This is a genomic window from Marinobacter flavimaris (genome assembly GCF_002933295.1).
GTDB lineage: Bacteria > Pseudomonadota > Gammaproteobacteria > Pseudomonadales > Oleiphilaceae > Marinobacter > Marinobacter flavimaris.
This window is the reverse complement of sequence record NZ_PSSW01000001.1, coordinates 345,004-364,593: the sequence shown is the minus strand read 5'-3', so window position 1 is coordinate 364,593 and position 19,590 is coordinate 345,004. Positions and strand designations below refer to the sequence as shown.

Annotated in this window: 14 protein-coding genes; 5 read left to right on the top strand and 9 right to left on the bottom strand. The window is 53.0% G+C overall.

Annotated elements, in window-relative coordinates; translation table 11 throughout:
* Positions 1-4: 4 nt before the first annotated feature.
* From fliS to MDHKLMBL_RS01650, 4 genes are all read right to left on the bottom strand, one after another.
* Positions 5-406 (bottom strand): flagellar export chaperone FliS, encoded by a 402-nt coding sequence (gene fliS / locus MDHKLMBL_RS01665; RefSeq protein WP_104269993.1) that lies wholly within the window; start codon positions 404-406, stop codon positions 5-7.
* Between the two features lie 38 nt (positions 407-444).
* The gene (gene fliD / locus MDHKLMBL_RS01660) at positions 445-2,436 is read right to left on the bottom strand and encodes a flagellar filament capping protein FliD (RefSeq protein ID WP_104269992.1); all 1,992 of its coding nucleotides are present in this window, start codon (positions 2,434-2,436) and stop codon (positions 445-447) included.
* A 202-nt stretch (positions 2,437-2,638) separates the two neighbouring features.
* Positions 2,639-3,076 (bottom strand): flagellar protein FlaG, encoded by a 438-nt coding sequence (locus MDHKLMBL_RS01655; RefSeq protein WP_104269991.1) that lies wholly within the window; start codon positions 3,074-3,076, stop codon positions 2,639-2,641.
* A gap of 72 nt (positions 3,077-3,148) precedes the next feature.
* Positions 3,149-4,606, bottom strand: a complete 1,458-nt coding sequence (locus MDHKLMBL_RS01650) for a flagellin N-terminal helical domain-containing protein (RefSeq protein ID WP_104269990.1) — start codon at positions 4,604-4,606, stop codon at positions 3,149-3,151.
* Positions 4,607-4,995: 389 nt separating this feature from the next.
* Between MDHKLMBL_RS01650 and MDHKLMBL_RS01645 the strand changes: the two genes are divergently transcribed.
* From MDHKLMBL_RS01645 to MDHKLMBL_RS01635, 3 genes are all read left to right on the top strand, one after another.
* Positions 4,996-6,468 (top strand): flagellin N-terminal helical domain-containing protein, encoded by a 1,473-nt coding sequence (locus tag MDHKLMBL_RS01645; protein WP_104269989.1) that lies wholly within the window; start codon positions 4,996-4,998, stop codon positions 6,466-6,468.
* Between the two features lie 148 nt (positions 6,469-6,616).
* Complete coding sequence (locus MDHKLMBL_RS01640; RefSeq protein WP_146083400.1) at positions 6,617-8,692, top strand: motility associated factor glycosyltransferase family protein; 2,076 nt, start codon at positions 6,617-6,619, stop codon at positions 8,690-8,692.
* A 190-nt stretch (positions 8,693-8,882) separates the two neighbouring features.
* Entirely contained in the window at positions 8,883-10,883 is a 2,001-nt protein-coding gene (locus MDHKLMBL_RS01635) for a hypothetical protein (protein ID WP_104269987.1), read from the top strand.
* Positions 10,884-10,941: 58 nt separating this feature from the next.
* Here the strand turns inward: MDHKLMBL_RS01635 and sbcB are convergent, their stop codons facing one another.
* Both sbcB and MDHKLMBL_RS01625 read right to left on the bottom strand, forming a co-directional pair.
* Positions 10,942-12,387, bottom strand: coding sequence for an exodeoxyribonuclease I (gene sbcB, locus MDHKLMBL_RS01630; RefSeq protein WP_104269986.1), 1,446 nt, complete (start codon positions 12,385-12,387; stop codon positions 10,942-10,944).
* A gap of 49 nt (positions 12,388-12,436) precedes the next feature.
* Positions 12,437-13,321, bottom strand: coding sequence for a hypothetical protein (locus tag MDHKLMBL_RS01625; RefSeq protein ID WP_104269985.1), 885 nt, complete (start codon positions 13,319-13,321; stop codon positions 12,437-12,439).
* A gap of 352 nt (positions 13,322-13,673) precedes the next feature.
* On the opposite strand from MDHKLMBL_RS01625, the gene MDHKLMBL_RS01620 reads away from it, so the two are divergent.
* Both MDHKLMBL_RS01620 and MDHKLMBL_RS01615 read left to right on the top strand, forming a co-directional pair.
* The gene (locus tag MDHKLMBL_RS01620) at positions 13,674-14,702 is read left to right on the top strand and encodes a response regulator (RefSeq protein WP_104269984.1); all 1,029 of its coding nucleotides are present in this window, start codon (positions 13,674-13,676) and stop codon (positions 14,700-14,702) included.
* 3 nt (positions 14,703-14,705) lie between these two features.
* Positions 14,706-15,659, top strand: a complete 954-nt coding sequence (locus MDHKLMBL_RS01615) for a GGDEF domain-containing protein (RefSeq protein WP_104269983.1) — start codon at positions 14,706-14,708, stop codon at positions 15,657-15,659.
* A 37-nt stretch (positions 15,660-15,696) separates the two neighbouring features.
* Here the strand turns inward: MDHKLMBL_RS01615 and MDHKLMBL_RS01610 are convergent, their stop codons facing one another.
* From MDHKLMBL_RS01610 to MDHKLMBL_RS01600, 3 genes are all read right to left on the bottom strand, one after another.
* Complete coding sequence (locus MDHKLMBL_RS01610; RefSeq protein WP_104269982.1) at positions 15,697-16,065, bottom strand: histone-like nucleoid-structuring protein, MvaT/MvaU family; 369 nt, start codon at positions 16,063-16,065, stop codon at positions 15,697-15,699.
* A gap of 142 nt (positions 16,066-16,207) precedes the next feature.
* Entirely contained in the window at positions 16,208-17,599 is a 1,392-nt protein-coding gene (locus MDHKLMBL_RS01605) for an MBL fold metallo-hydrolase RNA specificity domain-containing protein (RefSeq protein ID WP_104269981.1), read from the bottom strand.
* 51 nt (positions 17,600-17,650) lie between these two features.
* Positions 17,651-19,588 carry a polysaccharide biosynthesis protein gene (locus tag MDHKLMBL_RS01600; protein WP_104269980.1) on the bottom strand — a complete coding sequence of 646 codons (1,938 nt, stop codon included), beginning with the start codon at positions 19,586-19,588 and terminating at the stop codon, positions 17,651-17,653.
* Positions 19,589-19,590 lie beyond the last annotated feature (2 nt).

Genomic DNA, 19,590 nt, shown 5'->3' with positions numbered 1-19,590 from the left:
CGCTTTAGACAGCCTGCTGCTGACCGCCTACTGCTTCCTCGCGAATGCCGTCCCAGCCTTCTTTGATGGCTCGGAGCAGGTCGACCACCTCATCGAGCTTGGCTACGTCATTTTTTGCGTTAGCCTGGAACAACGTGCGCTCCATGTAGTCGTAAAGGCTCTCGAGACGCAAAGCAAGTTCGCCGCCTTTTTCAAAGTCGAGAAAGCTTCGAAGGCCACCAATAATTTCGATCGCCTTGGTAATAAGTTTTCCCTTACCTTCGTAGTCTTTTGCCTGCATGCGCGCCTTCGCCATATTCAGGCGCTCAATGGCACCATTGTATAGCAGCTGGATCAGCTTATGTGGATCAGCATCAGTAATGCTGGTTTGGGTATTTACGCGCTGGTAAGCTTGCAATCCGTTCATAGTGTTAACCTCTTGTAACTTCGACCGCCAATAGCCGATCAATTATTCTGACGGTTGTTCTGGGGCGCCAATGCAGCAAGTTGCTGACTGACGAAATCCTGTGTGCTATTCAGTTGCGAAATAAGCGAATCGGCCGCCGTAAATTGACTTACCAGGCGCTCACGAAATGAAGCTATACGCTCCTCGAGTCTTGCCTGGCTCTCCTGGATTTGCTCCAAATCCCGAGTCAAACTTTCTGTTCTCGACTCGATCGCACCTTCAGCGCCAACGAATCGTGTGACCAGATCCACCGTACGCTCAGCCACACCCTCAACAAAGGTTATTGAGCCGCGACTGCCAGTCTCGTCTCCAAGCACCCTTACCTGTAGACCCGACGCTCCACCGTTGCCACTACCGAGGAAAAGCACCTGGCCATCGCCTTCTGCCGTCCGACCTCCAATGCTTCCGGCAACATCTAGCCCCTCCGTTGCAGTGGTCGAATCAAGCCCAAAAGCCGCAGCATCGTCTGCTGAGGTTAGAGTTACAGCAGAATCGCTACCATATTTCGCAGATGTAAAACTCAGCCGCCCACTACCGTCAAGCTCCGCTTTTACCGACGCACCGGCAGCATTTAGCGCATTGTTACTGTTGAGCTGGGATTGAATCTCATCCACCAGATCCTGCGCCGTAGCATATGTCTGTTGGGATAGCGTTATACTAACCGAGGTCTCGCCGTTCACCTGAAATGTCAGAGCGTCGTTCGTACCGTCAATTGTAATACCGGCAGACAAAGCCGTCCCTGCTACGAGATTACCCTGTGTCGCAGCCTGAGTAATATTGACACCATATGTCCCAGGCTCCGTATTCAAACCACTGCGAACAAACTCGACTTGGCTATCGGTGGTCCTCCCCTGTTCAGCGAACAGCGCAGTAACATCATCCGGATTGCTTTTGAGCTGCTCTTCAAACTTTGCTCGGTCAAACTGCAGACCACCGGTTTCAAAGTCAGTCGTAACCCCCACATCCGCCAGGCTACGGACGCTGCTACCCTCAAGCCCTGGGACGATTCTGGTAAGGATCTGGCGCAGCTGGTTTTGAATACCACGAACCGTGCTATCGCCGGTCAATAAACTGCCCACGCCGGCTTCAGCGTTAAAACCTGCCAGATTATCGATGGTAGCCTGAAGCGCGTTAAACTTGTCTACGAACCCCTGAACCCTGTCCGCCACAGCACCAAAGTCCTGCTCAACCTTGACAGTCGAGGTCCCGACTTCCGAAATCTCGAAGGTCAATCCGTCAATAACATTCTCAAAACTGTTATTGGAGCGCGTCACCTCAACGCCATTGATTTGCATAACCGCATCAGTGGCCGCAATGGTCTCCTTCAATCCGGATTCGGCGTCCATAGCAGAATTAAATGCAAACCGGGAGAGCCCCTGATTATCTGTGTCCGTGCCCCCAGTGTCACCCGATACTGAAATGCTGACAGCATTGGCAGTGCCTGTCTCATCTGCGGATAGAACCAGTTGAAAGCCATTCCCGGTATCAATTACCCCTGCAGACACACCGGCGTCGGCGTCATTTATAGCGTTGGCCAAGCCTTGCAAGGTGTCATTGCTGTTGTCGATGGTAAGGTTGGTCGTCTTGTCCCCTACTTTGAGTGTCAGGGTGCCCTGGCCAACGCTGGTAGCGTCGCGATCCGCGAATACATCTCTTGAAGCCAACGCCTGTGCCCCAGCCAAGCTGGTCACCTCTACGCTATAGGTACCGCGGCTAGCCTTAGTACTATCGACCGAAACACCAATGTTGTCGTTCGAAGAGCTCGCAGAGAACGCCTTGAGGTTGTCCGGAGCGCTGAGTTGACGCATAGGCAAGCGCAACTCGGTGACGGCGCTTCGGAGTGTGCCGTAGGCCGAGATAAGGGCCTGAGTTTGCTCAGTCTTCTGGGTCAAACGATTTTCGGTCGGAGCACGCTCCGCCTGAACCAACTGGTCCACCAGATCAGAGGTCAGAACGCCCGAACCCACACCGAGAGATGAAATACTTGCCATACCAATGCCTCCTCAAGGGGGCCAACCTACTCACTGTTCAAGTTATCGGCAAAATGCGGCAAAACTTTGCCTTTTTCTTTTCCCGATTTGTAACAACTTGTAAAAAACAAGCTTAGCTCATAACGCAGAACACCGCCGGACCCTCTCGGGTGCGGCGGTGCTGAAATACCGATGCTTAAATCATTTCACAAGCGGCAAGCGCTTACACTTTGATGTTAAACAACGTCAGCGGCTCATCCTGCTGCAAGTTTTCTGCCAACCTCATTGCCACTTCATCCGGAATCTGGCGAATCACTTCCTGGGTTTGCTGGTCTACTACACGAACAACCGTCTGCCCCAGTTCGTTATTCACCTCAAACTGCAGATCCCGCTGGACATTCTGAACATAACTGTTCAACTGCGACACCGCATCATCAAGCTCTTCCCGCTGGGCCTCATTCTGCTTCTGAAGCCGTTCCGCTCTGGAACCATCCTGCGTTTGAGGAACTGTGGATGTGGGCGCAGTGCGTCCCGCTGTCGAAGAGGCAAGGTCGGAGGCATTCCTGCCTTCGGCCTGAGATGACGAAATTGCCCGAGCCGGTGCTTGGTCACTGGTACGAACCAGCTTCAGATCCGGGCTGTTCAGGTTAACGTCATTCATAGCTTACCTCGCTATCCTAAAACGGCGCTAAGCCGGACCCCGAAGGTTCCGGCTATTACCGCTATGCCCCAATTACTGCAGGAGGGACAGAACCTGCTGCGGACGGGCGTTCGCCTGCGCCAGTACCGATATACCGGCCTGCTGCAGAACCTGAGACTTGGACAGTTTTGCAGTTTCAGCTGCGAAGTCTGCGTCCAGGATTCGGCTATTTGCAGCGCTCAGGTTTTCAGAAGTGGTTGCCAGGTTCGCAATAGTGGAATCAAACCGGTTCTGAACCGCACCCAACTCACTACGAAGTCCATTCACAGTTTGCAGGGCAGAGTCGATACGCTTGATCGCATCATTGGCACCATCCACATCGGCAACGCTGATTGTATCAATCGAACCTGACGCAGCCTGAACTTGGCCATCAGTGAAACCTGCAGCAGTCTCAGTATTGCCACCCAGTGTGATATCTTCCAGAGCCTCAATAGTAACCTGGCCTCTTTGGGTTGCAGCACTTCCCACAGTACCTGTGGTCGCGAAACCTGTGGTACCAATAGCTGGAGAACCGCCAGTCGAGGTGCTCAGCGTCTGACTTGTGATGGTAAAGTTTTCACCATCAGCTTGAGTGAACACAAGGCCGGCTGTTCCAGTGGTAGCCGTCAAGCCATCGATACCGGCCTCGTTCACGGCCGCAGCAAATTCAGCTGCAGTTATGGTATCAGTGTTGTCGTCGGTAGTGATCGAGACGGTAGTTGAAACAGTTCCCACGCTGATGTCAGCAGACAAAGTTCTGGTAGTACCAGCGCCGCCGGTAGAAGCAGTAATTGTCGAGAAGCCAATTTCATTCACGTTTGTTGCCGAAACCGAGGTCAAACCTGCAACGTTTGCATCATTGATAGCTTCCGCTATTGATGCTGCCGAATCGCTATCGGAGGCGCCAATCGCAACAGACGGGCCTGTGCCAACCTGAATCTCGAGATCGCCAGCTGACAGTGCGGCAGTTACATCTGTGCCTGTCAGAGAAGCGAGAGACCCAATCTGATCCCGACGGGTACCTTGAGACAGATCCACACCAATTGTTTGACCAGCGTCTGCGCCAACCTGGAAGTTCTGCTCACCAAAAGTACCATCAAGAACTTTAAGGCCGTTAAACGCGGTCTGGGTCGAAATCCGCTCAACTTCTGCCAGACGCTGCTGAACTTCCTGATCCAGGGCTGCCCGGTCTGAAGCACTATTAGTCGCGTTAGCAGACTGAACCGCAAGGTCACGAATTCGCTGAAGGTTATTGGTGATTTCGTCCAGGGCACCTTCAGCCGTTTGCGCCAGAGAGATGCCGTCGTTTGCGTTGCGCTGAGCAACGTCCAGACCACGAATCTGAGACTGGAAGCGAGTGGAGATGGCCAAGCCAGCCGCATCATCCTTCGCAGAATTAATCCGGAGACCAGAAGAGAGACGCTCGAGAGCCTGATTGCTCAGATCCTGAGACTTCTGGAGTTGGTTTTGCGCGCTGAGTGACGCCACATTGGTGTTAATACCGAGAGCCATAGTGCTTCTCCTTTCGACAACCGTCGTTACTTTGTGGAAAAGGTTTGGCGCCCAATAGGTTTGTGGTTTGGAAGCGCCTCCCTGTTACACCGCTTAACGGCCCCTCTCTCCCGTCCTTTAACGAAAAAAATCCTTTTTTTGTAAAAGAATGTAAAAGCGGCAAAATCCTGCCAATCAACTCCGATAAAAAATTTCTCCCCGAACCTACCGCCCCATATCTTCGCCTATTTTAACCTTACTTTTCATAAGCCTGAGAGTTTTTTCGGAAACCTGGCACGAAACCAGCTTGTGCTCAGAAAAAGCGGAAAACGAATCTATTCCGGCTTGCTCACTACCTCTAGTTCATTGGAGAAGTGGGCGATCGGTATCTCTGGAAAGGGAGAAAAGCTATGCCCCAAGTCATCAATACAAATATTGCCTCACTTAACGCACAGCGGAATCTGAACGAATCCCAGCGCGATGCCAATGTGGCGTTTGAGAGACTTTCTTCAGGTCTCCGGATTAATTCTGCGAAGGATGATGCGGCTGGCCTGGCCATCTCCACTCGCTTTCAATCTCAGATTTCAGGCTTAAACGTTGCCCAGAGAAACGCCAGTGACGGAATATCTTTAGCGCAAACTACAGAGGGAGCTCTGAGCGAAGTCATAAACAACCTTCAGAGGATTCGTGACCTTGCGGTTCAGTCGGCTAACGCCACAAACAGCGCGTCTGACAGGCTCGCCCTTGATCAGGAAGTACAACAGCGGATTGAGGAAATTGCCAGGATCGCTGACCAAACGACGTTCAACGGATTGAAGGTGCTGGATGGATCGTTCGGAGAGCAGCAGTTCCAGGTTGGCGCCAATGCCGGCGATACCATCGACGTTAACCTAACCAAAGGCTCTCGAGCCGACCAGATCGGCTCATTGGCCGTTTCTGGTCCTCGACAGGTAAGCAACGCTCCGCTGGCAGAGGGTGATCTAACCATTGCCGTCGGCGACAGCGAAGCATTCGCTATCCCTGGCACTGGCACTGACTCGTCGGCAAGAGCCAAAGCTGAAGCTATTGATTCAGCCAACATCCCAGGCCTTCCAACGGTTACAGCCACAAATGTTCAGGATGTCGGTTTTTCTGATATTGCAGCGGCTACGGGGGCCGGAACTCGTATTTATTCCATTGACATAAGTGTGGGAACAGCTTCTTACACGGTTTCGGCGTCAACCTCCGGCACCGCGGGTGATACGATAACGGCAGACGAATTTGCCACTGCAATCAATGAAGCCGGAATTGAAGGTCTGACAGCAAGCACCGGCACAGCAGGTCTTGTCTTGACCGAAGAAACGGGTGAAAACTTCACCATCACGGCCCAGTCCTTGACAACCTCTACCGGAGGCTCACCTGCCCTTGGTACCACCGGGGTTGTTGCTGCAGCTGTTGGTACAGTCGGGTCAGCAGCAACCTTCCAAGGTCAAATCTCCATTGAAGCCCTCGAAGCCATAACAATTGGTGGAACAGCGCCAGAGAACGCCGGGTTTTTGGCTGGCGGCGAGACGATTGCCGTAACAGGCAGCCTCGAGGAAGTGAATATCAAGACGGTTGCCGGTGCGAATGATGCCATTAAGCGGGTAGATTCAGCCCTCACCACAATCAACGGCATCCGAAGCGAGCTGGGCGCGGTTCAAAACCGATTCGAGTCAACTATCTCCAATTTGAGCACGACCTCAGAGAACCTGGCAGCCGCCAACAGCCGGATCAGAGATGCTGACTTTGCGGCAGAAACAGCCGAGCTGGCGCGCACACAGGTGCTTCAACAGGCTGGACTCTCAGTGCTTTCTCAAGCAAATGCCCGCCCCCAGCAGGTGTTGCAGCTTCTCCAGGGTTAATACCTGAGTGGCTTACCAGACTGAACACAAGACTTGCCCGACCCTGCGAGGGGTCGGGCAAGTCTTGTCTATATGCTAACATCTCAGATATCAGTCATTTGCCGATTATGGTAGGGCCAGGGCCGCACTCAAGAATTCGGAGAAAAACGTGAACGCAAAAAAACAGAATCGGAATCCTGCACTCGCTTTTGCCCACCGGAGAACCAGAAATCTTGAGTTTTTCAGCAGAACCTACCCAGCCATTTACAATTTCTACAAGAACTATCAAATGACCAGAGCCGAGGTGGTCATTAGCACTGCAGAAGACGAGGTTGACCTTCGGGTGGATGGTAAATCTCTCTACAATGGTCAAGCGCGGGCCCGCGCCAAGCAGGGTGTTGAGTTATTCGAGAACACCTTTAGCCCGGGCAAGAAAATGCCATCGTTGCCCCCTCCATGGCCCGGCGATTATTACCATCCAAGATTTGCTCACATGGCCGTAGACAATCTAACCAAATTGTCTCCGGTCACTCGAGAAAGCTTTACCGGCTACCCAATTCCGAACTTCTATCCTCTAGTTGTTTTTCAGGGAGTTGGTTTGGGCTATCAAATCGAACAGCTTGTCGAATCAGGCCGTGTTGAGAATGCGATCGTTCTGGAGCCCGATGTAGAAGTTTTTGCAGCGAGCCTTCTGACTACAGATTGGGAAAAAATCTATAACGCTTTTCAGAAATCAGGACAGTCGCTTCGATTTCTTATTGGGGCCAAACATACTGAAGAAGGGATCTGGGGAGCGCTGCTTGAGAATCTGCTGCATTTCTCCCCCATTTTCCCGATCATGAACTTCTTCCTTAACGAAAGAGGCGACCCCGTAATGGAACAGGTCGCCCGTCGCCTAAATCGTGAGGCAGTTGCTTCATTAACGGTCTGGGGTCACTACGATGATGAAGTGCGCCAGATCAACAATGCCTTGCATGCGTTTTACAACGGCATTCGAACAATACCTGGGAGGGGAAGCCTGGAGTCGGACGTCCCCGTACTGATTATCGGGAGCGGACCATCTCTCGATAACCGGATTGAAGACATCAAGTCTGTGAGAAACAGGGTGGTCATAGTCAGCGCAGGCACAGGACTACGAGTACTCCTGGAGAACGATATCTATCCGGATTTTCACGTTGAATTGGAATCAGATTATCTCAACTACCGAGTTCTCTCCTCGTACGATCGAGCAAAACTAAAGAAAGTCCGCATTATCGCAGCCTCTCAAGTCTGTCCGCTTATCTGGGATCTTTTTGGCGATCAACGGTTATACTTCAAGAAAGAGAGCCCAATTAGCGGCATGTTCGGCTCGCCAGACGCAACGATTTCCCACGGTACCCCTACTTGTACAAATGCAGCTCTTGCTCTCTGCTCACAAATGGGACTTCGTAACATATTCCTCTTCGGCACTGACTTCGGTTTCGCGGACAATAAAAAGCACCATGCGAAACAATCTATTTACATGAAGAGCGAGGACGAATCCCTGCATGCCGAGCTTTCTGAAGGGGCCACAAAAGCCTTCTCAAACACGAAGACCTTCGCCGTGAAAGGGGTTCGAGGCAATAGTGTTCAAACGACTCCGACGTATTTCACAGCTAAACGGAGCGTCGAATACCTCATAAGCCTCACCAACGCAGGGGCGAGGACTTTTAATTTCTCCAACTGTGCAGACGGGGCTGATATTGAGGGTGCTAAGTGGTTAGATAGCCAAGCGTTTCTTGAAATTGCAGAAGAGTTCGGGTCAGAAAAGAATCGTGATCGCATCCTCGCTACGCTCTTCTCCGAAAATGCAAAGCCAGTGGCGACAGACCGAATAGAGTCTCAACTAAAAGCAACAGAAGACAGTCTGAAGCGACTTCATTCCACAATATCTGGCCTAATAAAGTCGAAAAAGCTTGAAGGTAAAAAAGATATTACTCGCGTGACATCCGAAATAAGCAGGTACATGGAGCAAGAGCTTGTCAAACAAGACCCCAGCTTCTACTACATGATTCGTGGGGCAGTCAGACATTTCCTGTATGTAGGCTTTGCTCATACATTAGCCATGGAGAATTCACGCGAGGTTACCGAATTCCTCAAAGAATGGAAAACAAGCTTTCTTGACTGCTTCGAGCAACTTCCAAAACACTTCCACAACGTAACTCATAAAGAGTACAAAATGGATAACGATCCCTGGATTTACCAGTCGATCAATGATCCAGAATAAGACCGACGGGGCAATCTCTGGGCCTTTTCGAGGTTACTCCTCTCTCTTCAGCCTTATTTAATAGCCTGCCCAAAACCAACCATGGGACACTTGGCACGCGATTCGCTAAAGACTCCTCACATACTGCAAAACCACTAAAACTGCAGATCTTTGCCGCTTAGACGATGCGGCAAGGAACACGAGGTGTCCCATGCAAGCCAAGCATCAAGTTCAGGTATCCCAATCCCAACAGGCCCAGGTTGCCCGCCTGCTGCTGCAGGCCAACCTTGCCTACGGAGAGTCCAACAGCAACGACCTCAGCCATATCCAGCGGCTGAAGGCCCGGCAGGAATGTCGGGGCTATCTGAACGAGGCGCTGGCCCTGGAGCCGCTGCATGCCGGTGGGCTGGGGCTGCTTGGCCGTGTGGAGATGGACGACGGGCAGCTTGAGAAGGCACACACCCTGTTCAACGCCAGCCTGGACCATCAGCCGGGCCAGGTTCAGCAGTATTGCAACCTGGGTTACTGGGCACTCAAAACCGAGCGACCGGCGCTTGCGGAACAGTACTTCCTGCAGGCCCTGGACTGCGACCGGCAATCTGCCGCCGCTTTCTGTGGGGTTGCCCATTCCAAGCGGCTGCAGGGGCAGTTTGATGTGGCTTATTTGCATTATCGCAAGCTTCTGGAAACCGGCGCTGAATGGGATTCCGTATACAGCGGAATGCTCACTTGCGCCCAATATCTGGAAGTGAGCAAAGCCGATTCCACACTGGCCCAGGATGCTATCGCCCTGCTTCAGCGGAATGGTTTGCCGCACCAGGAATTGGGTCGGTTTGTCGGCGCGATTATTCATCAACAGTACGATCTGGATACCCCGGATGCACAGATTTTACTGGATGCGGCCAGCGAAGATGAACTGCTAATCCTTGCTCTCCAGAAAACCCTGATGCCCAATCCGGCCGTGGAAGAACTGGTGACAATGCTTCGTCGGGCGATCATTGCCGAAGTAGCGCAAACCGTTGAACTTCGGGACGAGCTGCAGCGCCTGACACTGGCTATCGCTCAATATGCCGACAGAACCGGCTATGCCCTCGCTGCTGAAGACGACGAAGAACGACTGGTCTCAGCCATCAACGACAGCATCCAGGCCCAGTTTGCCCTTGGCGAGGAACAGGACGAACTCATCGGCTCTCTGATGATCACCGCAATGTATGGCGCTCTCTTCCATCAGCCCTTCGCGGTACAACTTGGCCAATGGAATCTCGTAGATTGGCCCCTGGCATTACAGCCAGTCCTGGCCGCCAGCTATTACGATCGGGCCGAAGAGGAAGCCATCAAGCAGAATTTCGATGAGAAGGCCGAAGAGCTTTGCCTGGAGAAGACCGATGTTCCCCAGGCATGGCCGTCTTGGTCCCGGTTGGCCTATCGCACCGAAAGCAGCCTGAAGACACTGATGGCCACTGAACTGGGGCTGGACACGGAAAATCTCCCGGCCACCCTTCGGATCATGGTGTGCGGTGCGCAGTCCGGCCAGCGGGCGATGGAACTGGCCAGCTATCTGGACGACGTGGAAGTGATCGCGGTGGATGAATCCCTGGCCAACATCGCCAAAGCTACGCGCATGGCGAACGAGATGGGTATGGACAACATCGTGTTCTGGACCTGGTCCATCGCCCAGCGTTTCGTGGCCGATGGCCACCAGGTGCACTGGATTGAAGTCGGTCGCCTGCCCTCACCGGCCATGAACACCCTTTCGCTTGCCGCCCTGGTTAACCAGGCCACTGGTTCTGGTGCAGTGGTGCACATGCACACTGCCATTGCGGAACAAACCGCTGGTGACAAACAAATTCGTAAACTGGTCAGTGAGCATAAGCTACAGCCCACACGACAGACATTGCGCCAACTCCGCCGGATGGTTCTTGCCAATCGCAGCGATGCCGCCTGGCAGGAACTGACCGCCGACGCCGATTTCTACAGCCTCGGGGGCTGCAGGGACAGATGGTTTCGGCCCCAGGACACAGCCCAGTTGAAAGAGCTGATGGCCATGGCGAGTAACGAAGTGGACTGGAAGTTTGTGAAAGCGCGGGATGTGGATGGCCACAGCCTCGCTACCGCACCTGTTCAGAAGCAGATCCAGGCAGAAGCCCTGGGCAGTGAAGTGCAGAGCCTGATGGGTCAGAATCTGAGCGTCTATTTCCTGAAGCGGCGGTGAACAGAAACCCGAGGTCAGATGCAGAGTATCATCTGACCTCGCTTCCGCACTCGGATCCTCAGATGTAGGGGATTAAAGACTCCCCATACAAATGAAGATCCTCAAGGATATGCCGCTTTTGGGGCGTGAGTTCCGGGTCTGCCGCCAGACGCTGTAGTTCCTGGGCAAAAGCCTCCAGAGACCGCCAACCCTTCTTCGGATGCATTAATCTCTGGCTGCGAAACTCCTCCCACCTTTCCATTTCTTCGCCCATCAGGCTACCCGGGTAATTCCGCGCCCGATAACGAAAGAGCAGCTCCTGCAGGCGATCGTCTTCGAAGGTCACCTCCAGCTCGCCAAGCGTCTCAACCGGCTGTTCCAGCACCCAGTTCAGCTTCTCGCGGTCAGTTTTGCTGATAAAGCCACCTGCATAGAGCTGTTCATCCGGGTCTGTCAGGTCGCTTTCGTGGGGCTGGTCGAAGGCCTCGGAAATTCTGGCGGGCAAATCCGGCGCCTTGCGCAGCATGGCCAGGTTGGCTCGCAGCGTGTCCCCGTCCAGGGCCAATTCTTCGAGGCGCTCCGGAGAAAGGGTGGATAGCATATTCGCCGGCGCCAGCACCGGGCATTTATTCAGTTGCACGCCTTTCAGCGGAAATCGGCTTACGCCCTCCCCCAGTTCCGCCTGGGAAGTAAATACCCGCTCACGAATCTGTTCAGCATTGGCGTTAATCAGCTCGCTGGGGTCTTCACGCAGGTCGTAGACAATCACCAGGTTCTTGTTGGTGGGGTGCTCGGCTACAGGTGCGACCAGGGCGCAGCAACCCCGGCTGGCCGGGTACTTGGCGGATATGTGGAACACCGGCTTCATGCTGGCGGTATCCAGCATGGCGCGGGCAGAGTGTTTGTCCTTGTTCTGCAGAACAAAATCGAAGAGCTTCGGCTGTTTCTCCTTGATCAGCTTGGCCACTGCAATGGTCGCTTCAACATCCGACATGGCATCGTGGGCTGCTTCGTGGGCGATACCGTTGGCAACGGTAAGCTCCTCCAGTTTGAAACTGGGGCTGCCATCTTCCTTGCGGGGCCAGTTGATACCTTCGGGGCGCAGCGCGTAGGTCAGGCGTACCATATCGATGATATCCCAGCGGGAATTGCCGTTCTGCCATTCTCGTGCGTAGGGATCGCGCAGGTTGCGGTAGAGGGTGTGCCGAGTCACTTCGTCGTCAAAGCGCAGGCTGTTGTAGCCAACCACACAGGTGCCGGGCTGACTGAAGGCTTCATTAATCTGGGCGATGAACTCTGCCTCGGGAAAGCCATCTTCCAGGGCCTTTTGCGGGGTGATCCCGGTAATCAGACAGGCTTCGGGCGATGGCAGGTAATCGTCCGCTGGCTTGCAGTAAATCACCAGCGGATCCTCGATGATGTTGAGATCCGCATCCGTCCGCACGCCGGCAAACTGGGAAGGCCTGTCGTGAACCGGGTCTACACCGAAGGTTTCGTAATCATGCCAGTAAAACGAGCGGATCAAGGGACTGAGCTCCTGCCGAGTTGGTTAAACACTGGCAGGAGTTTAGCATTTAAAACAATTGGGTACCCATATCGTCCCGATGGGTCTGCAACCGGTCCACGCCCTGACTGATCAATTGGCTCATGTCCACTTTCATGCTTGTAGGCAGATTGATAAAAACACCTTTGCCAGCATTAATGACATTGGCACCGTCCGGGCTCTGCCATTCCACGCCCTCGCGCTGGAAGCCAATGAAGAAGTCGTTCGTGAAATCGGTCACGCCATCAGCGCCCTCTTCGCCGACGTACAGCGACTGCAGGTGGGTCAAGGGTGCGCAATTGGTGCCCGAGGCACAGTCCGCCGTTCCATCATCAATACCGATATGACTGGCCCGGTAATTGGTGGCCTGGGTGTTCTCATCAAAAAGCGTCGCGTCGAATTCCTGCCCGGATCCATCAACCAACTTCAGGCCGATATCGCCACTGAAGCTGCTGGTCAGCGAAGAAACCGACCCTCTCGCCTGTCCAAACCCCATACGAAAGCCGGAAAGCTTACCCTCGGCAGGGTCTTCCGCCAGCTCGATGTAGGGTTTAAACGCCTCGAAATGAACGGTGTCTCCGGCACTGTATGTGCGACCGTTAAACTGCTCACCGTCATTACGGGCAATATGCCCGAGCGCCACATGCTGGGCAGCGAAGTCCATGCCGCCATCAATTTCGCCGGCTTGCACGTCATCCACATTCATCCGGGTTTCCACATCCATGGTCAGCGTCATGCGCGTGAACTCATGAGGATTTCCCGGTATATCCTGAATGTTTTCGATCTGCATAAAAGCCTGCCCGGTCACCTCACCCATTGTTTCATCAGAAATGGGCTTCAGCTCCGCCTGGACAACGGGCGCAATACCCAGGCAGAACAGGGTGACGGCAGCGTATCCATACGCCTGCTGTCTCATAATCTTGCGTCTCTGAATTAGTATTTTAGAGCCAGTTTCCGACGCCCGACTCTTCTGTAGCCCGGTTTATTTTTGGTTTTCCGGTGCTCACAGGCGGCAGTGTTTAACATTATTTTTTATTTGCCGCAGACACACTATAACCAAGGCAGATCGGCCAATAGAGTGAGCAGAGTCACAATCACCGTTTACAATTCAGTAATACTCGACCAACTTTGAATACAGTCACAAAACCTTTGGCTTAAAATACTTACAACGCCTTACCCATTGTTACGAATGCTGTAGCAAACGTGTACACAACAAATACTACTGGTATACTTTCGCACTTTATGACCAACCCTCTACGGCCCCATCAATGACCACCCGGATACTGATCTGCGACGATTCTGCCCTTGCCAGAAAGCAAATGGCCCGGGCGCTACCGGAGGGATTGCGCGGAGATGTCAGTTTCGCAAAGGACGGTGTGGAAGCGCTGGAGAAATTGCGCGGGGGAGAGGCAGAGCTGCTGTTCCTGGATCTGAACATGCCAGAGATGGATGGCTATCAGGTGCTGGAACAGGTTCGCAAAGAAGATTTACCGGTCATGACCATCGTCGTTTCCGGCGATATCCAGCCCGAAGCCCGGGACCGGGTCAAAAAGCTCGGCGCCCTCGACTTCATCAAAAAGCCGACAGAAACCTGCACCGTACTTGACCTGTTGGTGGAATACGGCCTGTACCGGCCTGGTGAACTCGAAGATTCGGCGCTACAGGACAGCAGCCTGAAGAGCACAGGCAGTGCCGCTCCGGAAATCTCCGTTTCCCTGAACGACTACCTGCAGGAAATTTCCAACGTCGCCATGGGCCGGTCCTCCGATCTGCTGGCCCGGTTGTTACGTGTCTTCGTCAAACAGCCGATTCCCAAGGTCGCCTTCCTGGCCAACTCCGAACTGCACATGGCCATTTCCTCGGTCAGCGACAGCGACACCTATTCCGCGGTGTGCCAGGGGTTCACCGGGGCCGGCGTCGCCGGAGAGGCTCTTCTGCTGTTCGCAGACGCCAGCTTCCGGGAAATGGCGGAAATGCTTCACTACGACACCCTTGAGGGTGAAGCGGTGAACGTAGAAGTGCTGATGGATATGTCCAGCATACTCTTCGGCGCCTTCCTCAAAGGCATTGGCGACCAGCTCGACCTGAAACTCGGCCTTGGCCACCCCACGGTGCTGGGGCAGCACCGCCAAATTACCGAATTGCTGGATCACCACAGCGCCCATGAAGAACAGCTGCTGTGTATCGAAATCTGCTATGCCCTGGAAGACCGGGACATCGAATGCGACATGCTGATCCTTCTTACCGAGGATTCAGTGCCTTTTCTCGAAGATCGCCTGCAATATCTGGTGGACTGACTCATGGCCATAGAAGAATCTGAAGCCAACTCCTTTCACTGGCTGATGGACATGCTGGAATCCGTGGAAGTGGGTCTGGTAGTCCTGGACCTGGATTTCAAAGTCGAAGTCTGGAATGGCTTCATGGAAAACCACAGCGGCATCACGGCGAGCAAGATCCAGGGCCAGGTATTGTTCGATGTATTCCCGGATATCCCCCAAGCCTGGCTGACCCGAAAAGTAGACGCCGTGGCCTTGCTTAACACCAAAGCGTTTACCTCCTGGGAGCAACGCCCTTACCTGTTCCAGTTCCGCAATACCCGGCCCATCACCGGCACCGAAGAGTACATGTTCCAGAATCTCACCATCAGCCCACTCTCCGGCACCACGGGCGAAGTCAACAAAGTATGCCTGATGGTCTACGACGTGACCGACATTGCCAGCAGCAAAATGGCCCTGGAACGAGCCAACGAACAGCTGGCCAAACTGAGCATGACAGACCGCCTGACCGGCTTGCTCAACCGGGGCACCTGGGAAAACCTGGTGGACGCCGAATTCGAACGCTTCCGCCGCTACGGCCACACCACCAGCCTAGTGATGTTTGATATTGACCACTTCAAGCCGGTTAATGACACCCATGGCCATCTGGCCGGGGACGAAGTGATCAAACACACCGCGAGTCTCACCCGCAATGCCATCCGCCAATCCGACAGCGCTGGGCGCTACGGCGGTGAGGAATTCGGCATCATACTGCCGGAAACCGACGCAGAGGGCGCACGCATCATCTGCGAACGGATACGAGAGAACATTGAGCAGAGCGTTGTGGAAACAAGCGTGGCACCGATCCGGTATACCATCAGCATTGGCATTGCCCAGTTAACGGAAGAGCCTGAGAACTATATGCAGTGGATGCAGAAAGCAGATGAGGCGTTGTACGCGGCGAAGGAGGGTGGCAGGAATCGGGTTGTGGTGGGTTAACAGCCCCTCTCCCGGAAAGGAGAAGGGCCAGCTGACATCAGTCCTGCTGCCAGCTCTGTACAGCTTCCTTACCATGCTTCTGACGCCATTCGTTCAGCGTCTTGTGATTGCCACCACGGGTTTTGACCACTTCACCGGTGTGCGGGTTCTTGTAAGTCTTTATCGGGCGCTTCGGGCGGCTGCCAGCCGTTGAATCGGTCTTGCCGCCGGCCACTGACGGATCGATAGCAGAGAGAATCTGAAGTACATCCTTCGGTGACTTGTCATACTCCTTCATCAAGGCGCGAACCTTGTTTTCAAACTCCAGTTCACCTTTCAGAGCCTGGTCTTTTTCAAGCTGTTCCAGCTCTGCAGCAAGCTTTTCCATAAGCTGTTTTTTCTGGTAATAGTCGTTAATCTTTGCCATGGAATTAAAACCTTATTCAAATAGGGGTTTTAAAAACTTAATTGGAGTTGACTAAAAGTCCCGAGAATAATAAATCAATCAATCGGGTACCGCAAAATTTATTTATTTAAGAGTTATTAATTCCGAGAACTCTCTAATTGGTTCAACTGCCAAGTGGTATCAAAACCTCGGAGGATAAAAGTCTATCCAGCTCTTTTTTAAATGCCTGTTTAGCGTCTTCGTCCCCGTGAACAATACGAATTTCTTGCGGGGCTTGGGAAATACCCTGAATAAATCGAAGTAAATCCGATTGCCCCGCATGGGCGGAATATCCACTTACCTGATGAATCCGAGCCCGAATGTCATATCGATTGCCATCAAACTGAACCCAGCCCTCTTTGCGACCATAATTCAAGATATCACGCCCAGGAGTGTCCGCGGCCTGATATCCCACAAACAATACATTATTTCGCCTATCACCCAACATTGCTTTGAGATAATTGACGATGCGGCCGCCGGCACACATCCCGGAACCGGCCAAAACCACACAAGGCCGATGAGACCGCGCTAAATAATCCACAGCATTCAGATGTTCATCATGGGAATTGATAACAGTCAGCTGTTCAAAAGACAAAGGATGCCGCCCTTGCCTAACCAACTCAGTGGCCTCGGCATCCCAATAGGGTTTTAAATCCCGATATATTCGCGTGAAATCTGCCGCCAACGGGGAATCCACGACTATTTCCAGATTATTCCAAAGCTCTCCGCCAAACTCATGAATCAGACTTTCAATTTCATAAAGCAATTCCTGCGTCCGCCCAATACTGAAAGCAGGCACCAAAACCGTTCCACCATCTTCAAGAGCGTGCTCCAGTACCGCCTTCAACCTGTAACGCCGCCTTTCCCGGTCCTCATGGTCCTTATCCCCATAAGTACTCTCAATCACTAGCCGGTCCGCCCGTTCCGGCGATTGCGGGGCCGGCAACAATGGAGCATGAGGCGCCCCGAGATCGCCACTGAACACGATCCGTTCTTCAGTCTCCCCTTCACGGGCATCGCATTCCACATAGGCAGAGCCCAGAATATGCCCAGCTCTTTGAAGCCGCACCGACAGCGAGCAATCACCCTCAGCAAACACCGAGTGCCACTGGCCATAAGGTACCGGCACCAGGCGGGAACGAATCAGCCCCAGAACCCGCTCAATCAATTGCCGGTCACGGGTGAAGCCGATTTTCAGGGCATCTTCCAGGATCTCCGGCAACATAATGGCCGAGGGTTCGGAACAAATGATAGGACCGTCGAACCCGGCCGCCAGCAAATAGGGAATGCGCCCCACATGGTCTATATGCACATGGGTGACCACTAAAGCCCGGATGTGATCGATAGGGAAATCAATGGAGAGATCGGAAGCGGAAGCGCCGCGGCCTTCGTCCTGGCCCTGGAAAAGGCCGCAGTCTATGAGGATGCCGCTCTCGTGAGACCCTTGAGTGAGGGTCAATTCGTGGCAGGAACCGGTTACGCCGGAGGTGGCGCCGTGGTGATGCAGATTAATCATTAACAGTCCTTGTTATCGACGTCCAACTTTCATGTCAGACAGTTTCTTAACTCAAATCGGCATTTTACGAACATTACCGAGAGATTTTACGGTTTGGCCCACCCCGGGAGCAGTTGCAATCAGATCGACCAGTTCGGCCTCCACCGGCTTATAGTCAGTAGGGCACTCTTTCAGAATACTCACTACTTCCTCACAGTCGAACCTCTTGCTTGCATCCGCCAGCCTGTTCAAAGCAGCTTTCAAATCGCTCCATGGCATCGAACTCTCTCTGGCCATCATAATCCTTGGATGATCGGTTCCATGCGGATTATTGCCGATCAGCAGTTCCTCAAATAGTTTTTCACCGGGGCGAAGACCGGTGAACACAATCTGTATGTCTCCGTCAGGCTGATCATCGGTTCTCTCTATAAGCCCCATAAGGTGGATCATTTTTTTGGCGAGATCAGCAATCCTGACGGGCTCTCCCATATCCAGAACGAAAACCTCTCCCCCCTTTCCCATACTACCAGCCTGTAACACCAGCTGAGTCGCCTCAGGGATGGTCATGAAATAACGAATAATATCCGGATGGGTAACCGTGACCGGCCCGCCATCTCGAATCTGGTCTCGAAAGAGTGGAACAACAGAACCAGAAGAACCAAGCACATTTCCAAACCGGACCATCGAAAAAACTGTTGCGTCCTGTCGCTCGGACAATCCCTGCAATACCAGCTCAGCTAAACGTTTGGATGCTCCCATTACGTTGGTAGGGCGAACGGCTTTATCAGTTGAAATCAGAACAAATCTTTCAACACCAGCCGCAATAGCTGCTTCGGCGACATTCCACGTCCCAAGGACATTATTCTGCACCCCTTCAATAACGTTATGCTCAACGAGTGGTACATGTTTATAGGCCGCCGCATGGTAGACCGTTTCCACTGCAAAGGCTTTCATGACAACCTCGCATCGGCACCTATGTATTACACTTCCCAGTATCGGGAAGATCGACACACCCAGATCGTCAATCTCATTTACCGCCGACAGCTCACGTTCGATGGAATAGAGCGAGTACTCGTTCTGTTCCAAAAGCACCAGCGTTTTTGGCTTATGGTGAATAATTTGACGACACAGTTCCGAACCTATTGATCCACCAGCGCCGGTCACCATTACAGATTTTCCATTTAGACTGGCCGCGAGGACTTCTGCTTCAGTTCGAACCGGGTCTCGCCCCAGCAAATCTTCGAGTTCAAGATCGCGGATATCATTTATTCGTGCCCGTCCCGCAACCAGCTCTGACATTGAGGGAACCGTCTGCACCGGTACCGAGAGCGCTTCAAGTTCGCTTATCAAAGCCTTTCGATCAATCGATGAGTCTGCATCCAGGGCGAGGAGGAGTCTCCGGATACCATACTTCTTTATGGTCTTGACAGTGTATTGCAGGCTTACTACCGGCAATCCGTTAACCGTCGTTTTATGATTCTTACTATTCAAAGTGATGAATGCAGTCGGTCGGTATTCAGTTCCCTGTGCCAAAGCAGATGCAAGCTGCATGGCCGTTTCGCCGGCCCCCACTATTGCCACTGACTCCTTTTCTTTCTCCCAGGGACGGTTTACGAGCATTCGCACGCCCAGGCGACTACCGCTGACAAACACAAAAGCCAATGCACCGTAAATAACGGGTACGGAACGAGGAACAAATGCCTGGAACAAGTATCCAAGAACAATGAAAGTCAGACAGGACGCGAACACCCCATATACAATCGTGATGAAGGCTTTGTCTGATAAATAACGAATAACGGCCCGATAAAGGCCCAATTTTATAAAAAAGGCGACCGTAAAAAGGATGGTAAGGGCTGCCACTACGGCTTGCTTCTGGTCAGGAAGCCAGTATTGCTGCTCTAACCTGAGAGCGTAAGCGGCCCAAATCGAAAACGTCAGGGCAACCAAATCTGAGGTAACCGATAGAATCCTCTTGTATACCCTTGGCAATGCCAAAAAAGCGTCAAGCATGA

What these genes read in the sequence shown, in the direction of transcription:
- MDHKLMBL_RS01600 (WP_104269980.1), bottom strand. Translation starts at nt 19,588, where the DNA reads ATGCTTGACGCTTTTTTGGCATTGCCAAGGGTATACAAGAGGATTCTA.
- MDHKLMBL_RS01620 (WP_104269984.1), top strand. Translation starts at nt 13,674, where the DNA reads ATGACCACCCGGATACTGATCTGCGACGATTCTGCCCTTGCCAGAAAG.
- MDHKLMBL_RS01625 (WP_104269985.1), bottom strand. Translation starts at nt 13,321, where the DNA reads ATGAGACAGCAGGCGTATGGATACGCTGCCGTCACCCTGTTCTGCCTG.
- MDHKLMBL_RS01650 (WP_104269990.1), bottom strand. Translation starts at nt 4,606, where the DNA reads ATGGCTCTCGGTATTAACACCAATGTGGCGTCACTCAGCGCGCAAAAC.
- MDHKLMBL_RS01605 (WP_104269981.1), bottom strand. Translation starts at nt 17,599, where the DNA reads ATGATTAATCTGCATCACCACGGCGCCACCTCCGGCGTAACCGGTTCC.
- fliD (WP_104269992.1), bottom strand. Translation starts at nt 2,436, where the DNA reads ATGGCAAGTATTTCATCTCTCGGTGTGGGTTCGGGCGTTCTGACCTCT.
- MDHKLMBL_RS01645 (WP_104269989.1), top strand. Translation starts at nt 4,996, where the DNA reads ATGCCCCAAGTCATCAATACAAATATTGCCTCACTTAACGCACAGCGG.
- MDHKLMBL_RS01635 (WP_104269987.1), top strand. Translation starts at nt 8,883, where the DNA reads ATGCAAGCCAAGCATCAAGTTCAGGTATCCCAATCCCAACAGGCCCAG.
- fliS (WP_104269993.1), bottom strand. Translation starts at nt 406, where the DNA reads ATGAACGGATTGCAAGCTTACCAGCGCGTAAATACCCAAACCAGCATT.
- MDHKLMBL_RS01610 (WP_104269982.1), bottom strand. Translation starts at nt 16,065, where the DNA reads ATGGCAAAGATTAACGACTATTACCAGAAAAAACAGCTTATGGAAAAG.
- MDHKLMBL_RS01655 (WP_104269991.1), bottom strand. Translation starts at nt 3,076, where the DNA reads ATGAATGACGTTAACCTGAACAGCCCGGATCTGAAGCTGGTTCGTACC.
- MDHKLMBL_RS01615 (WP_104269983.1), top strand. Translation starts at nt 14,706, where the DNA reads ATGGCCATAGAAGAATCTGAAGCCAACTCCTTTCACTGGCTGATGGAC.